Origin of the sequence: Niallia sp. FSL W8-0635 (assembly GCF_038007965.1) — a bacterium.
In the GTDB taxonomy this organism is placed as follows: domain Bacteria; phylum Bacillota; class Bacilli; order Bacillales; family Cytobacillaceae; genus Niallia.
Map to the genome: position 1 here is coordinate 4,099,162 of NZ_JBBOYD010000001.1, position 14,809 is coordinate 4,113,970.

The following is a 14,809-nucleotide window of genomic DNA, read 5'->3' on the forward strand; positions in this document are numbered from 1 at the left end:
TATAACGCAAAAAAATTATAAGAACTATGAACTGCACTCCAAAAGTTAGAATGAAGTCTAACTTTTGGGGCAAATCATTTAAGAGCAGATCCCTCAAGAAGATTTCAAATTAGTTAATAGTTCTAAATCAATACTGTGTTCTTCAGTCCATCGATCGTCAAAGTTTTCTTTTAGAGCATAGGTTCTTAGAGCGTCTTGCACTTCGCCTTCGTAATTATTGTAACTAACTTTGGACAGATAGCCTTTTTTATATAAAGAGTCCTTTATATCATTAAGTAGATTTCCCTCTATTTCGACTTTTTGTTTGGAAGGAGAGAAGAATACTTGATGCAGCTTATATAATCGGGCTAATTCTTCGATTGGCTCTGGATGATCATCTACGCGCAGATCTACTTTTACATCATTATATCCACCATAGCCTGCTCCAGCTTGAACAACATAGATTGCTGCTGATTGCTTTCCTCTGCTGTCTCCACCTGCTTTTTGTGCAGCAGAAAGAGCAGCAAGTAGTCTTTCTGTTAACGGTCCCTCGCTTTGTTCGAATGTTTCGCTCATTGCTGTTACGGTTTCTTCACTTATTAGAATGTTTCCCTGTGCAGAATGATTTTTACCGATTTTATGACCAGCCCAATCAAAGCAATCCTCACCTGTATAAGCACTTACTTCTCCCTTAGCATTTATGACCGCAAACTGTCGAAATGCACTCCCTGGGTCATCTTGCACTAGTTTGCTCACCACTTCATTCGGCGAATAGCCTTGTTCCAATAAATTTAAACCTTCTGGTCCGTATGTTGTATTTGCCCAAGATTGAGTGGCAATCGCCCCTACATTTGCTTTTGCCCAAGGAACTACGGAGCCTACCGCCAAAAATTTAGATTGAACAGCAATCCCTAGCTCCCCAGTATTAGGGTCTGCCCCAACAATGGAGAAGGTTGCTACTAGAGATTCTTTATTAATATATTCCTTCATCTTATACATCCTCTCTTCTATTTCGCATAATGGCACGCTACTTCGTGACCATTTACACTCTCTAATTTGGGCTCATTTGTTTTACAATAATCGCTTGCAAGTGGGCATCTAGTATGGAAACGACAACCACTAGGCGGATTTTTGGGGCTAGGTACATCTCCCTTTAAAATGATTTTTTCCCTTCTTCGATGTAAAGTAGGTTCTGGAATAGCAGACAAAAGCGCTTGTGTATACGGATGCTTTGGATTTAAGAAAAGCTCATCCGCTTCTGCTACTTCCACTACCTTCCCTAGATACATCACCACAATGCGATCGCTTATATGCTTTACCACACTTAAATCATGGGAAATAAATAAATACGTTAATCCCATCTCTTCTTGTAAATCTTCCATTAAGTTCAATACTTGTGCCTGAATCGACACATCGAGTGCAGATACCGGCTCATCACAAACAATGTATTTCGGATTCACAGACAAAGCGCGGGCAATTCCTACCCTTTGACGGCGACCTCCGTCTAATTCATGTGGATACCGGTTAACCCAGCGAGGATCTAAGCCTACTCGTTCCATTAATTCTAAGACTCTATCAAATCTTTCTCTTTTTGGAACAATGTTATGAATAGTTAAGGGTCTTCCGATTGTTTCTCCAATCGTTTTACGAGGATCTAAAGAAGCAAAAGGATCTTGAAATATGATTTGCATTTCTTTTTGGAGCTGCTTTAGTCTCCGTTGACTCATATCTGTTATTTCTTCCGAATTAAATTGCACACTACCAGAAGTAGAATTCAGTAAGCGGAGGGTTAATCTTCCGGTAGTCGATTTTCCACAGCCGCTTTCCCCAACCAATCCAAGTGTTTCTCCCTCTTTAATAGAAAAAGATACATCATCTACTGCCTTTACTACTTCTGTACCTGATGAAAAATACTTGATAAGGTTTTTAACCTCTAGTATATTTTTTTTTGTAAGAGTACTAGACTTTAGCTGCTCCCTCTTCACTTACCTCTCCTCCTTTTATTGGATATTCATCAAATAAATGACATGCAACATGATGAATATCGCCTTTTTTATACGCTAAAGGTGCTTCCTTCTGACAACGTTCTATGCTAAATGGACATCTTGGATGGAATATACAGCCAGTCGGCAGATCTGTCGGGTCTGGCATCAAACCTTTAATCGGCTTAAGACGTTTGCTTCGAACATCTAGCTTTGGAATAGAGTCAAATAACCCCTTTGTATATGGATGGCTTGGTTCATTAAAAATATCTTCCACTGTTCCATATTCAACGATTTCGCCAGCATACATAATCGCAACATTGTCACATACCTCAGCCACTACACCGAGATCATGGGTAATTAAAATCATCGCTGTATTTAATTCTTCTTTTAACTTTTTCATTAATTCCAGTACTTGTGCTTGAATCGTTACATCAAGAGCAGTAGTTGGCTCATCTGCAATTAAAAGCTCTGGGTTACAGGCTAATGCAATGGCAATGACAACACGTTGTCGCATTCCCCCTGAAAATTCATGAGGATATTCTGCACCACGTTCAGCTGGAATACCAACTAGCTCAAGAATGGAACCAGCCTTTTTTCTCGCTTTTTCTTTCGTTACTTTTTCATGTGTCCAAATCACTTCTGCTATTTGATCCCCTACTGTATATACTGGATTTAAAGAGGTCATGGGGTCCTGAAAAATCATTGATATTTCGTTTCCACGAATTTTTTTCATATCTGTTTCCTTTAAAGCAAGCAGGTTTTCGCCTTTAAAAAGTATTTTTCCATTTGCATAATTTCCAGGAGGTGTCTGAATCAGGCGCATAATCGAGAGAGCTGTCGTCGATTTACCTGCTCCTGTTTCTCCTACTATCCCTAATGTTTCGCCTCGGTCTAAATGTAAGGAAACGCCATTTACTGCTTTGACTATCTTTCCCTCCGTTGTGTAATGAACATGTAAATCCTGTATCTCTAATAAAGATTCTCTCAATTTTCTCACCTCATTTTATTTCCTTAATTTAGGGTCAAGTGCATCTCTTATTCCATCTCCAAAAATATTTAGGGCCAACACAATAAGTACAATGGCTAAACCAGGAAATGTTGTAATCCACCAAGCATCGAAAATATATTGTCTACCAGCACTCAGCATTGCTCCCCACTCTGGAGTTGGTGGTTGCAAGCCTAATCCCAAGAAGCTTAATCCTGCAGCAGAAAGAATAGCCCATGCTACACCTAAGGTAGCCTGAACGATGATAGGAGCTAAACTATTTGGCAATATATAACGGAAGATAATCGAAAAATCATTCTCTCCAATAGCTCTTGCTGATTCAACAAACTCTTGTTCCCTGATAGACAATACAGACGCTCGAACGATACGCGCATATGTCGGGATACTAGCAATACCAACCGCTATCATTACATTCATTAATCCTGGTCCAAGCACGTTTACAATCGCTATAGCTAACAATATTCCAGGAATCGCAAGAAGGATATCCATCAATCTCATCAAAAGATTATCAACCTTTTTTCCGTAATAACCTGAAATTGCTCCAATAATTCCCCCTATCGTCACCGAGAAAAAGACGGCTACGAAGCCAACTTCTAGAGAAATTCGTGATCCAAAGATAATTCGGCTAAGAATATCTCGACCATATTCATCTGTTCCAAACCAATGTGCGGAATTGGGTCCTACCAGCATTTCATCTAAATTTTGTTCTTCATAAGAATAAGGAGCAATAACATCTGCTAATAGAGCAACTAGCACTAGAAATACTAAAAATCCAAATGATAATAAGGCCATTTTATTTTTATATAAACGTACCGAAACATCAGCAAATGGATTACGCTTCTTTTGTTTGATAATTTTCACAGAAGAAGCAACATTAGTATTAGATTGCTGCAATGGCTGCATATTTTTCCCTCCTATTTATATTGGGCTTTAATTCTTGGATCTACATAGGCATAAAGTATATCTACCAATAGGTTCACAAACACAAAGACAAATGCGATAAATACAACACTACCTTGTACAACGGGGAAGTCCTTTGCATTGATTGCATCAATCATAAACCTTCCTATTCCCGGCCAGGCAAATACGGCTTCTGTTAAAATGGCTCCTTCTAATAATGCTCCAACCTGTAAACCAACTACTGTAATAATAGGAATAAGCGCATTTCGAAGTGCATGTGCATAAACAACCTTTCTTTCTGTAATTCCTTTCGCTCGTGCGGTTCTTATATAATCCGAATGCAGAACCTCCAGCATACTTGACCTTGTCATTCGTAAAAATACTGCCGCCGTTTGCGTTCCCAAGGAAATTGCTGGTAACACTAAGAAAATAAGACCGCCATATCCCGAAACAGGTAACCATCCTAATTGAACAGAAAATAATAAGATTAGCATCATGCTTAGCCAGTAATTTGGCATAGAAAAACCTACTAATCCACCAAGTGTAGAAACATTATCAAAGAAGGAATATTGTTTCGTAGAAGAAATGATTCCAATCGGAATCCCGATTAAAAGTGCCACTACCATTGCTGCCAATGTTAATTTTATTGTTGCAGGAAAATGACTTAATATTTGCTGAAGAACTGGTTGTCCATCCTGTATAGAAGTCCCAAAATCGAAGGTTGCAATTCCTATTAAAAATCGAAAATATTGAACAATAAGGGGATCATTTAATCCCATTTGTTCCCGTAAATTTTGTACATCCTCTTCCCCAGCCTGTGGTCCTAATAAAATTTGAGCTGGATCACCTGGTGTCAACTGCATTAGAATAAAAACGATAATCGATACTCCAATTACTACGGGTATTAACATTAGAATCCGCTTCAAAATGAACCGTAACATCATTTCCCTCCTCATCTACTAACAAATATAGATGTCTTGTAAGGACGAATATTAACCATTAGCAAAAATCGTTAACGCTACCCACAAGACATCTATTAATCAACGAACATAGCATTCTTCTTATAAATATTTACTGCCTACTCAAGTGAAATCCCCTCAAATTTATAGGTTCCAGTTGGCATATTTTCAAATCCTTTTACTCGCTTATTTACACCAACGATATTTTCACTTACAGCTAGAAAATCCCAAGTTGCGTCATTAACAATCGTTTCTTGAGCTTGCTGATAATAAGTCAAACGTTTATCTGGATCAATTTCCTTACGACCGTTATCTAATAATTGGTCTACCGTTTCACTCTTATAGAAGCTGCGGTTACCAGGACCTCCTGCATTTTTGGAATGGAATAATGCATACATTCCGTTATCGGCATCACCTGTAACTGTTGTCCAGCTTAAGACAAACATTGGTACACCTTTTGCTGTTTCATCTAAGAATGCTCCCCATTCCATTACTTGGAGGCTCAGATTAATTCCAACCTTCTTAAGCTGTGACTGAAGAATTGTCCCTAATTTCGTATCAATGTCTGCATCACTAATATAAAGAGTGGAAGAGAATCCATCTGGGTAGCCAGCTTCTGCAAGAAGCTCTTTTGCTTTTTCTGGATCAAATGGATATCCTTCTAAGGAATCGTTATAACCATTTAATCCAGGTGCTAATGGACTTGTTGCTGGTACCGCTGTACCTTGGTATGCAGCTTTTACGATAGCTTCTTTATCTGTAGCGTAGTTAATTGCTTGTCTAACCTTCGGATCATCAAATGGTTTTTCTTGCATATTAAAGCTTAAATATTTTACAGAAAAACTAGGAACCCTATCTACTGTGACAGTGTCACTGTTTTCAAACTGACTAATATGCTGTGACGGGAGATCAATCATGATATCCACACCATCTGTTTTTAATTCAGCCACAGCTGTCGAACTTTCTGGGATAATACGGAATACTAATTTATCAACACTTGGTGCTCCATCAAAATAATCATCATATTTTTCAAAAACAATTTCTGAATCCTTTTTCCAGCTTACAAATTTGTAAGGACCTGTGCCAACAGGATTTTGTCCATATTGTGCTCCAGCTTCTGTAACTGCCTTTTCATTTAAAATCCCAGTTGCTACATGTGTTAGATTATAAATAAGGGGAGCAAATGGTTCTTTACTAATAATTTCAACTGTATAATCATCGACTACCTTTATTTCACTTACTTGCTCTAATAAGAATGCTCCTGGAGAAGCAGTACTTGGATCTAGTAAACGATCATAGGTAAATTTCACATCTGATGCTTTTAGCTCTTCGCCGTTATGAAATTTCACTCCTTGGCGAAGCTTGAATTGCCACGTTAGATCATCTACTTGCTCCCAGCTTTCAGCTAAAGAAGGAACTACCTCCATATCTGGAGTTAAATCAACTAAAGTGTTATACACCTGCTGCATTGGATTGGCAGAAGCATGGTCATTAGTTTTATGTGGATCTAGTGTAATAGCATCTGCATTTTGAGCAACGGTAAGTGTATTACTTCCACTAGATTTTCCGGATTGAGCAGATTCTGATGCTCCACTACACGCAGACAAAATAAACAAACAAAAAATCACTAACATAAATGTAGACTTCATCATAAAACGTTTCATAGAATCCTTATCCCCCTTAACAAATAGTAAATTTATATGAATCTATCGGATTCATTTCTTTTATAAAAGCAACAAGTAAATCCTTCGTAGCCTCTAAGTCTCTCAAATCTAATACTTCAATCGATGCATGAGCATATCGAGAAGGAATCGACAAGGTGCTAGTTGGAATCCCGTTATTTGCCATCGTCAATTCTCCTGCATCTGTTCCGATACCAGGAAATACTTCTAGCTGATACGTAATTTGATTGGTTTTCGCAATTTCGATTAAATGCTTACAAACTTTTTGATTAGCAATTAAACTAAAATCCAATACCTTAATACCAGTTCCATTTCCAAGGGCAAGGGTATTATCCATCATTTCCTCTGGTGTATCACTGACCGCAGTTGTATCTAAAGCAATGGCCACATCCGCTGCGTGTTGATGGCTGACTACACGTGCTCCTCTTAATCCCACCTCTTCTTGAACGGTAAAGGCACCAATAATCTCTCCTTTAAAATCTTCTTTAGACAGTTCCTCAAGCGCCTTTATTAAAACCGCACAGCCCGCTCGATCATCAAAGGCTTTCCCAGATACACGGTCATCTGTTAATAAATCAAAATGAGGATACCACACGATCGGATTGCCGATTTCTACACCCAGCGCTTGTGCATCTTGTTTCGATACTGCGCCAACATCGATGTACAATTGTTGATGCTTTCTCACTTTATCAGGTTGATCAAATTTCACCATATGGGCAGATATCGTACCAATTACACCCGTTCGAACACCTTGAGATGTTCGAACCTGCACTCTTTGAGATAGTAGGATACGGTCATCATGACCGCCGAGCTTTTCAAATCGAATAAGTCCATTTTCTTCAATCTTTTTGACAATAAAGCCCACCTCATCCATATGTGCTGCTACGACAATTTTTGGACCAGGCTGTGTTCCCTTTTTCTTTACAATCAAGTTACCAATACCATCAACCTCAATTTCATCTACCTTCCCTTTCAATCGCTTCGCAATATACATCGCAACCTCTTCTTCAAAACCACAAGGACCAAAAGTAGATGATAGATCTTTCAGCAATCCAATCACAAAACACAACCTCCTTTATTAGTAATAAATACAATAAAACATCAATTTATAAGTAATGTTTTACATAAATCCTTACCTATAAATAACTTAATTAATAAAAACTATACATAAAAAGTAAATTAATAGCAATATTATTTTTAAAAAATTTAGTAAATTCTAAAATAACTAACATTTTCGGATTCCGAACTTAATTCCCCCTCGTAATTGCTTTTTTTTACAAAATAAAAAAGCTACTGCAATTGCAATAGCCCTCTTTTAAACATTATTCTTCTATTTCATCCTTACGAACAAAGCTGAAATTATTTTTTAATATTTTCAACTCCATAATGATATTCGTTCGCTGAATTCCTCGAACCCGATTTAATTTCTTTTCAAGGAAATCGCCTAGCTCTTCATGGGATCGTACACAAGCTTCTGCTAAAATTTGATATTCCCCGGATGTTAAAGAGATAAAGCGTATTTCGTTTAATTTGTATAAATCATCGATACAATCCTGCAGTTCATTTTGACCAACTACAATTTGAATTGCCGCTATTAGCTTTAAACCAACCTTTATTGGGTTTACCACACCGACAATTGATAAAATTCCGCTTTCCCTTAAATTTGAAACTCTTAATCTTACCGTTCTTTCTGCGACTCCAATATTTTGTGCGATTTCTTTAAAAGTGATTCTTCCATCCTCTTGTAAAAAAGAGATAATTTTTAAATCAATATCATCGATTCCTTCCAATCTATCCACCAACCCTAACTATTCAAACTTTTGTCCACAATATAATAGTTTGATTTACTTATAACACGTTACATTTATCTTGTAAAATATATCTATCCTACTAGTAGAATAGACTAGTGCCTAATTTATGTACCCGATGATGAATATCGGCCTTCTTGTTTCCCTATGAAAAAATAGCTTTACTTATCAGTATTTTCCTCTTCATGAAACATATTTATTTTTATTTTCCAAATTTTTTATTCAAAATCCGAATATTCTACGCTATAATGATGACATTATACGATAATCCCCCCTTATAATTCCGGTAATATGGTCTGGAAGTCTCTACAGAGTGACCGTAAATCACTCTACTATGGACGGAAAATTTCTTTTTCTAGAAACCGTTCTTTTTCTGCTGAACGGTTTTTTTCTATAGGAGGCAACAAGCGGGAAATAGAAAAGGAGAAGGAAAATGGAAGATATACTTAAAGACATACTTGCGGCATTCAGTGTTGTATTAAATGGTTTGCCACAAGGATTACTGGCACTTTCCTTTGGATTCGCATCTGTACCAACTGCATTAGCATTTCTAGTGGGTGCTGTTGGGAATAGCTTAACAAGTAATGTGGCAGTTATTTCTTTTCAAGCGGAAACAATCGCAGTTGCAGGAACAATGGGAAAAAATATGAGAGAACGGCTTTCTTCAATCTTTTTTGGTGCCCTTTTATTAGTTATTATTAGTATCTTTGGATTGATGGAGCAAATCGTTGCCTGGATTGGTCCTGTTATTACAAATGGAATGATGGCAGGTGTTGGTTTCATGCTTGCAAAGGTTGCATGGGATATGGCAAAAAATGATCGAATCATTGGGGTAACTTCTTTTGCTAGTGCTTTACTAACCTATATTATTACAAAGGATTTAGTGTATACGATTACTTTTTCTGTCATCCTTTCTAGCATTGTCTATCATTTCACGAAAAAAGAATCTGTATCTTTCACCAAGAACGTAATAGAAGATAAATTTAAGCTACAAAAATTCATAGTGAATCCTTCAGTTATTCGCGGAGCATTGGCACTTGTTTGTTTAAATATTGGGGCAAATATTGCCTTTGGAAAAATCAATGGGGAAATCGCTGGAGAAAGTGTAAATATTGATACCCTTACAATCATTAGTAGTTTAGCAGATATGGCTTCTTCTCTCTTCGGTGGGGGACCTGTCGAAGTTATCATCTCAGCTACTGCCTCTGCCCCACATGCCGTTTGGGCAGGCGTTTTAACAATGGCAATAATGGCAGCTATCTTACTCTTTAAACTCCTTCCAAAAATCGGAAAGTACGTACCTAGTTCATCGATTGCTGGCTTTCTTTTCGTATTAGGGGCAATTGTGACATTACCAGGAAACGCAACTGCTGCATTAACTGGCACTGAAGCTGGTTCTCCTATCGTTGCTGCTGTAACGATAATTGTAACAGCTATCGCGGATCCGTTTTTTGGATTATTAGCTGGGGTTGTAATGGAATTTTTATTAGGAATCTTTGGAGTTTAAGAGAATAGGAGGATTTTAAAGAATGGAAACTTATTCACTAAAAGTCGCAGGAGTAAAAAGAGAATTACCTATAATCCCTATTTCTCAAGATTTAATGATTGCAAGCTTTGTAATCTTAGGAGACACAGAAATAGTTGCTGCTTCTGCTCCTTTACTAGCAGAACAATTGAAAGAAGTGGACTATTTAGTTACAGCAGAGGCAAAAGGAATCCCTCTTGTATACGAATTGGCAAAAAAATTAGAGATGACAGAATACATCGTTGCCCGAAAAAATGTGAAACCATATATGGATGAACCACTAATCAATAAAGTAGTTTCGATTACCACTCAAAAAGAACAATTACTCTGTCTCGATGGTAAAGACGCAGCCAAAATTAAAGGAAAGCAGATTGCCCTAATTGATGACGTCATTAGTACAGGCGCATCGATGCGAGTACTAGAAGAACTTGTTAGCAAGGCAGGTGGAATTGTCGTTGCAAAAGCTGCGATTCTAGCAGAGGGGGCTGCAGCAGAACGAGAAGACATCATCTACTTAGAAAAGCTGCCTATTTTCAAGGGAAATTAAAAAAAGGGAGGGAAGTAGTAGAATGCCCTCACTGCTCCCCACCCTTTCCCTTATTGCATAGAAACCCAAACACTCTTCACTTCTGTATAGTTATTCAAAGCATAGGATCCCATTTCGCGTCCGATTCCAGATTGTTTGTAGCCGCCGAATGGGGAGGCTGCGTCGAATGTGTTATAGCAGTTGACCCAAACGGTTCCGGCTCGTAGTTTGCTGGCGATATAGTGGGCGTTTGCAATATCTCTCGTCCATACGCCTGCTGCTAATCCGTACTCACTATTGTTTGCTCGATTGATTAATTCATCTAAATCATCATATGGCATGGCAGAAATAACTGGTCCGAAGATTTCCTCCTTGGCAATAGTCATTTCATCGCGAACATCCGCGAATACTGTCGGAGAAACGAAGTAGCCTTCTTCACGTGGATTGAAGCCACCTGCTACTAACTGTGCCCCTTCCTTCAGCCCTCTCTCAATATATCTAAGAACACGCTGCTGCTGTTCAGCAGAAACAAGCGGTCCAATTTCTGTATCTGCATGTATTCCTGCACCTTGTTTAATGTTTTTAGCCTGTGCAGCCATATCTGCAACGACATTATCAAAATGCTTCTTCTGAATGAATACGCGTGAACCTGCACAGCATACCTGACCTTGGTTGAACATAACACCATTCAGTGCACCTGGAATTGCTTTCGTTAAATCCGCATCCGGAAGAATAATATTTGGTGATTTTCCACCAAGCTCCAACGTTACTCTCTTCAGTGTTTTTGAAGCATTAGACATAATCATTTTTCCAACTTCTGTTGAACCTGTAAAAGCAATTTTATCTACTAACGGATGGTCAACTAGTGGTTGCCCCGCTGTTTCTCCAAATCCAGGAACAATATTCACAACACCCTCTGGGAACCCTGCTTCCTGCATTAATTCTGCTAAATAAAGCGCAGATAATGGTGTTTGCTCAGCTGGCTTCAACACAACCGTACATCCAGTTGCCAGTGCCGCTCCAAGCTTCCACATCGCCATAAGAAGTGGGAAATTCCAAGGAATTATTTGCCCAACCACACCGACCGCCTCATGACGAGTATAGTTGAAGTATGGGCCACTAACAGGGATTGTCTGTCCTACAATCTTCGTACTCCACCCTGCATAATAGCGCATATGCTCAATTGCCAAAGGAATATCCGCATTCGTCGTTTCACGAATTGGTTTTCCATTATCCAATGTTTCTAATTGAGCCAGTTCGTCACTATTCTCTTCCATTAAATCAGCCAGTATGTACATAAGACGACTACGCTCAGCTGCACTCATTTTTGACCACGGTCCCTCATCAAATGCTTTACGCGCTGCTTTCACCGCCAAATCAATATCTTCCGCACCAGCTTCATACACACTTGCTAAAACCTCACCAGTTGCAGGATTATAACTATCGAACGTTTTTTGCGATTTACTCTCCACAAACTCACCATTAATAAATAACTTTTTCTTACCACTCAGGAACTTTTCAACCTTTTCTTTTAAAACGACAGTCTGCTGGTTCATCGAATTCCTCCTTAAAAAGTAGATAATTTAACGGTTAGCACCTTACGAGAAAACGCTTACAAAAACAATGTTAACACTATGAAAATAGAGATACAACAAATAAAAAACGAAAAATTTCGAGAGAATTTGACATTACAACAGCATGTGACAGCAGAGGGACGGTTCTACTGCTTCCTCATTTACAATGCATAGATCACTAAAAAGGAATCAGTAGAACCGTCCCCCTGTCAACATTCAGAAACGTGTTCCTCATAACAAATCGGGCATAGAAATTCGTATGTACAGCTTGTATTGGGACAAAATTTCAGATCATCGGGATGGTATTTTTCTTGGCACTTTTCGCATGCTATCATAAGTTACACTCCTCCTATAGATTATGAAATTTAAGAGATAATTTCATTTTATTCTACAATTGGTTATTTAATACATTTTCAAGTTAAATTAGATGATAGTATGCTTGCTTTCCTCTTTAAATGAACTGGTAAAATGTAAAATTTCTTCATCTCACCGTTTTTGAAATTCAGAAGACATCAGAGGGACGGATCTTGCGCTTCCCTCTCTCTTACCACATTTAATGCTAAGGGAAGCAGTAGAACCGTCCCTTTGCTTCCTTTATTTACGGAGACTACCTGAAACTCAAAGAAATTATGCTATAATTTGTAGGGGAAAAGAAAGATAGAGGTGACATTCATGGCAATACATGTTGTATTATATCAGCCAGAAATCCCGGCTAATACTGCAAATATTGCACGTACTTGTGCAGGAACTGATACAGCTTTGCATTTAATTCGACCACTTGGCTTTTCAACGGATGAAAAGATGATCAAACAGGCGGGTCTTGATTTCTGGGAGACTGTAAACATAAACTATTATGACTCATTGGATGATTTCTTTGCCAAAAATGATGGTGAGTTCTACTATATAGAAACATTTGCTGAAGAAACCTATACATCTCATGATTTCCAAGATAAATCAAAGGATTATTACTTTATATTTGGAAAAGAAACAACGGGATTACCAAAAGATTTACTAGAAACACATAGAGATCATTTTTTACGAATCCCAATGACCCAACATATTCGTTCCCTAAACCTTTCCAACACAGCTGCTATATTGGTGTTTGAAGCATTGAGACAGCAGGGTTATCCTAATTTAAAATAAAAAATCTTCCTAGGTGGAAGATTTTTTTATTTGCAGTGCCGTCTCCTCTTACAATCGTTGCAGGCGAAGCTCTTGAATAAAGGATTCATAATCAATTTCTAATGTATCGCAATTGGTTTTCACTTCTTCAAAGAAATCAAATTCTTTATCTACTACTGGCTGGTCACGATTTTCATAGTAAAAGTTAATTAAATGATATAGTTTTACAAATGAATCTAATTTGTCTTGTTTATTCATTTATCCTCTCTCCTCCTACATTTTGACAACGTCTTTTTATCTACTATTAACCAAAATCTGCTTATTTCCGCGGTGTGACAATTCTACCAATTGGCTGGCTAATGATCTCCCCATTATCCATCACTTTTATGCCTCGAACGATTGTCGCCACAGGCATTCCTGTAATAGGTGTTTGGTCGTAAGCTGTCACTTTACTTTTACTATGAAGCTGTTCTCTTCTAATTGTATGTTTTTTATTTATATCCACTATCGTAATATCAGCATCTGTTCCTATCTTTAAGGATCCTTTTTGCGAATAAATTCCATATTGCTTGGCTGGATTTTCAGAGAGTAGCTTACATACATCTACCAAAGAAATTTTCCCTTCGCTAACTGCATTTAACAACAATGGGGCAAGTGTTTCTACTCCGCACATTCCAGCAGGTATGTCCCAGAGACTTCCGTCTTTTTCTTCTTCCGTATGGGGAGCATGGTCTGAACAGACAACGGACACTGTTCCGTCCTTAATCCCTCGCCAAAGCTCCTCTTGATCCTTTTTATACTTAACAGGAGGATATACTTTCATTTGCGGGCCTACTCTATCATAATCCTCATTGGATAAAAAGAGATAATGCGGACAAGTTTCTGATGTAATATTCGAAAATCCATCCGTTTGTGCTTGTCTTACTAGTTTAACTCCTTCTCCTGTGCTTACATGAAGGATATGCAGTCTCGTTCCAAGATTTTTTGCAAGCGCAATACCAGATTGAATCGTCATTTCCTCTGCTAAGTTCGGACGCCCTTCCAGAAGTGCTTCATAATCTCTTTTGCCAGAAGCCTCTACTTCTTCTGTTAACCTTTGAATAATTTGATTATTTTCAGCATGAATAGCAAGAATTTGCCCTGTTTTTTGCACCTCTTGAAAAATACTATATACCTCTCCATCTGAGAGTGGCGGAATGACTCCTTCTTCCCCATCCTTATAGTTATACATTAGCTGGAAGGTCTCCTTATTAATCGCATATCCCCAGAAAAACTTAAACCCAATAACACCCGCATGATGAAGGGGAAGAATATCCTTTCGATTGACATCTCCTAAACAAATCCCCCATATCCCGAAGTCAACATGTGCTTTAGATGTGAGATTTTCCTTTTGCTTCTCGAAATTCCCGACATTATTAATAGGAGGATTTGTGTTCGGCATTTCAAAAACAGTGGTTATTCCTCCTGCAGCTGCTGCTTGGGTACTGTAATAAAAATCTTCTTTATAAGTGGGACCTGGATCTCTTGAATGAATATGTGTATCAATAAAGCCTGGACACACATACAATCCTTCTCCATCCGTTACTTCCAAAGCTTCTCCCTCTAACTCTTCATTTGAGATGGCCGCAATCTTTCCATCTTTTATATAGAGATGCCCTTTTTCAAACCCATTCCCCGTATATAAATAGCCGTTTTTAATAACATGATCCCACAACATTTTCTCCACTCCTTTTATTTATATCA

Annotated in this window: 14 protein-coding genes and 1 riboswitch; of the genes, 3 read left to right on the plus strand and 11 right to left on the minus strand. The window is 38.2% G+C overall.

What is annotated here, in order from left to right; all coding sequences use genetic code 11:
- Nucleotides 1-93 precede the first annotated feature (93 nt).
- The 8 genes from NYE52_RS19560 to NYE52_RS19595 all read right to left on the minus strand — a co-directional run bounded on the left by NYE52_RS19560 (nucleotide 94) and on the right by NYE52_RS19595 (nucleotide 8,301).
- A complete protein-coding gene (locus NYE52_RS19560; RefSeq protein WP_341194597.1) occupies nucleotides 94-969 on the minus strand; it encodes a DUF1028 domain-containing protein in 876 nt (291 codons plus the stop codon).
- Nucleotides 970-986: 17 nt separating this feature from the next.
- Nucleotides 987-1,964, minus strand: coding sequence for an ABC transporter ATP-binding protein (locus NYE52_RS19565; protein ID WP_341194598.1), 978 nt, complete (start codon nucleotides 1,962-1,964; stop codon nucleotides 987-989).
- Nucleotides 1,939-2,952 (minus strand): ABC transporter ATP-binding protein, encoded by a 1,014-nt coding sequence (locus NYE52_RS19570; protein WP_341194599.1) that lies wholly within the window; start codon nucleotides 2,950-2,952, stop codon nucleotides 1,939-1,941. Before NYE52_RS19570 ends, NYE52_RS19565 begins: the two co-directional genes overlap by 26 nt.
- Nucleotides 2,953-2,967: 15 nt before the next feature.
- Nucleotides 2,968-3,873 (minus strand): ABC transporter permease, encoded by a 906-nt coding sequence (locus tag NYE52_RS19575; RefSeq protein WP_341194600.1) that lies wholly within the window; start codon nucleotides 3,871-3,873, stop codon nucleotides 2,968-2,970.
- Nucleotides 3,874-3,884: 11 nt separating this feature from the next.
- The gene (gene nikB, locus NYE52_RS19580; protein ID WP_341194601.1) at nucleotides 3,885-4,811 is read right to left on the minus strand and encodes a nickel ABC transporter permease; all 927 of its coding nucleotides are present in this window, start codon (nucleotides 4,809-4,811) and stop codon (nucleotides 3,885-3,887) included.
- A gap of 137 nt (nucleotides 4,812-4,948) precedes the next feature.
- The gene (locus NYE52_RS19585) at nucleotides 4,949-6,493 is read right to left on the minus strand and encodes a glutathione ABC transporter substrate-binding protein (protein ID WP_341194602.1); all 1,545 of its coding nucleotides are present in this window, start codon (nucleotides 6,491-6,493) and stop codon (nucleotides 4,949-4,951) included.
- Nucleotides 6,494-6,509: 16 nt separating this feature from the next.
- Nucleotides 6,510-7,571: a M42 family metallopeptidase gene (locus NYE52_RS19590; protein WP_341194603.1), complete on the minus strand. Its 1,062-nt coding sequence runs from the start codon at nucleotides 7,569-7,571 to the stop codon at nucleotides 6,510-6,512.
- A gap of 262 nt (nucleotides 7,572-7,833) precedes the next feature.
- Complete coding sequence (locus tag NYE52_RS19595; protein WP_341194604.1) at nucleotides 7,834-8,301, minus strand: Lrp/AsnC family transcriptional regulator; 468 nt, start codon at nucleotides 8,299-8,301, stop codon at nucleotides 7,834-7,836.
- A gap of 271 nt (nucleotides 8,302-8,572) precedes the next feature.
- A riboswitch (purine riboswitch) is annotated at nucleotides 8,573-8,674 on the plus strand.
- A gap of 78 nt (nucleotides 8,675-8,752) precedes the next feature.
- On the opposite strand from NYE52_RS19595, the gene NYE52_RS19600 reads away from it, so the two are divergent.
- Both NYE52_RS19600 and NYE52_RS19605 read left to right on the plus strand, forming a co-directional pair.
- A complete protein-coding gene (locus NYE52_RS19600; protein WP_341194605.1) occupies nucleotides 8,753-9,826 on the plus strand; it encodes an NCS2 family permease in 1,074 nt (357 codons plus the stop codon).
- Nucleotides 9,827-9,848: 22 nt separating this feature from the next.
- On the plus strand, nucleotides 9,849-10,391 hold the full coding sequence (locus tag NYE52_RS19605; protein ID WP_341194606.1) for a phosphoribosyltransferase family protein: 543 nt from the start codon (nucleotides 9,849-9,851) through the stop codon (nucleotides 10,389-10,391).
- Nucleotides 10,392-10,441: 50 nt separating this feature from the next.
- On the opposite strand, the gene NYE52_RS19610 is transcribed toward NYE52_RS19605, so the two are convergent.
- Entirely contained in the window at nucleotides 10,442-11,926 is a 1,485-nt protein-coding gene (locus NYE52_RS19610) for an aldehyde dehydrogenase family protein (protein WP_341194607.1), read from the minus strand.
- A 690-nt stretch (nucleotides 11,927-12,616) separates the two neighbouring features.
- Here NYE52_RS19610 and NYE52_RS19615 point away from each other — a divergent pair.
- Nucleotides 12,617-13,087, plus strand: a complete 471-nt coding sequence (locus NYE52_RS19615) for a tRNA (cytidine(34)-2'-O)-methyltransferase (RefSeq protein ID WP_341194608.1) — start codon at nucleotides 12,617-12,619, stop codon at nucleotides 13,085-13,087.
- A gap of 48 nt (nucleotides 13,088-13,135) precedes the next feature.
- Here the strand turns inward: NYE52_RS19615 and NYE52_RS19620 are convergent, their stop codons facing one another.
- Both NYE52_RS19620 and NYE52_RS19625 read right to left on the minus strand, forming a co-directional pair.
- Complete coding sequence (locus tag NYE52_RS19620; RefSeq protein WP_341194609.1) at nucleotides 13,136-13,324, minus strand: hypothetical protein; 189 nt, start codon at nucleotides 13,322-13,324, stop codon at nucleotides 13,136-13,138.
- A gap of 61 nt (nucleotides 13,325-13,385) precedes the next feature.
- Entirely contained in the window at nucleotides 13,386-14,783 is a 1,398-nt protein-coding gene (locus tag NYE52_RS19625; protein WP_341194610.1) for a dihydroorotase, read from the minus strand.
- Nucleotides 14,784-14,809 lie beyond the last annotated feature (26 nt).

Bases quoted from the DNA above. Each gene is read 5' to 3' on its own strand.
- NYE52_RS19560 (WP_341194597.1), bottom strand. From the start codon at position 969: ATGAAGGAATATATTAATAAAGAATCTCTAGTAGCAACCTTCTCCATT.
- NYE52_RS19575 (WP_341194600.1), bottom strand. From the start codon at position 3,873: ATGCAGCCATTGCAGCAATCTAATACTAATGTTGCTTCTTCTGTGAAA.
- nikB (WP_341194601.1), bottom strand. From the start codon at position 4,811: ATGTTACGGTTCATTTTGAAGCGGATTCTAATGTTAATACCCGTAGTA.
- NYE52_RS19585 (WP_341194602.1), bottom strand. From the start codon at position 6,493: ATGAAACGTTTTATGATGAAGTCTACATTTATGTTAGTGATTTTTTGT.
- NYE52_RS19600 (WP_341194605.1), top strand. From the start codon at position 8,753: ATGGAAGATATACTTAAAGACATACTTGCGGCATTCAGTGTTGTATTA.
- NYE52_RS19605 (WP_341194606.1), top strand. From the start codon at position 9,849: ATGGAAACTTATTCACTAAAAGTCGCAGGAGTAAAAAGAGAATTACCT.
- NYE52_RS19610 (WP_341194607.1), bottom strand. From the start codon at position 11,926: ATGAACCAGCAGACTGTCGTTTTAAAAGAAAAGGTTGAAAAGTTCCTG.
- NYE52_RS19615 (WP_341194608.1), top strand. From the start codon at position 12,617: ATGGCAATACATGTTGTATTATATCAGCCAGAAATCCCGGCTAATACT.
- NYE52_RS19620 (WP_341194609.1), bottom strand. From the start codon at position 13,324: ATGAATAAACAAGACAAATTAGATTCATTTGTAAAACTATATCATTTA.
- NYE52_RS19625 (WP_341194610.1), bottom strand. From the start codon at position 14,783: ATGTTGTGGGATCATGTTATTAAAAACGGCTATTTATATACGGGGAAT.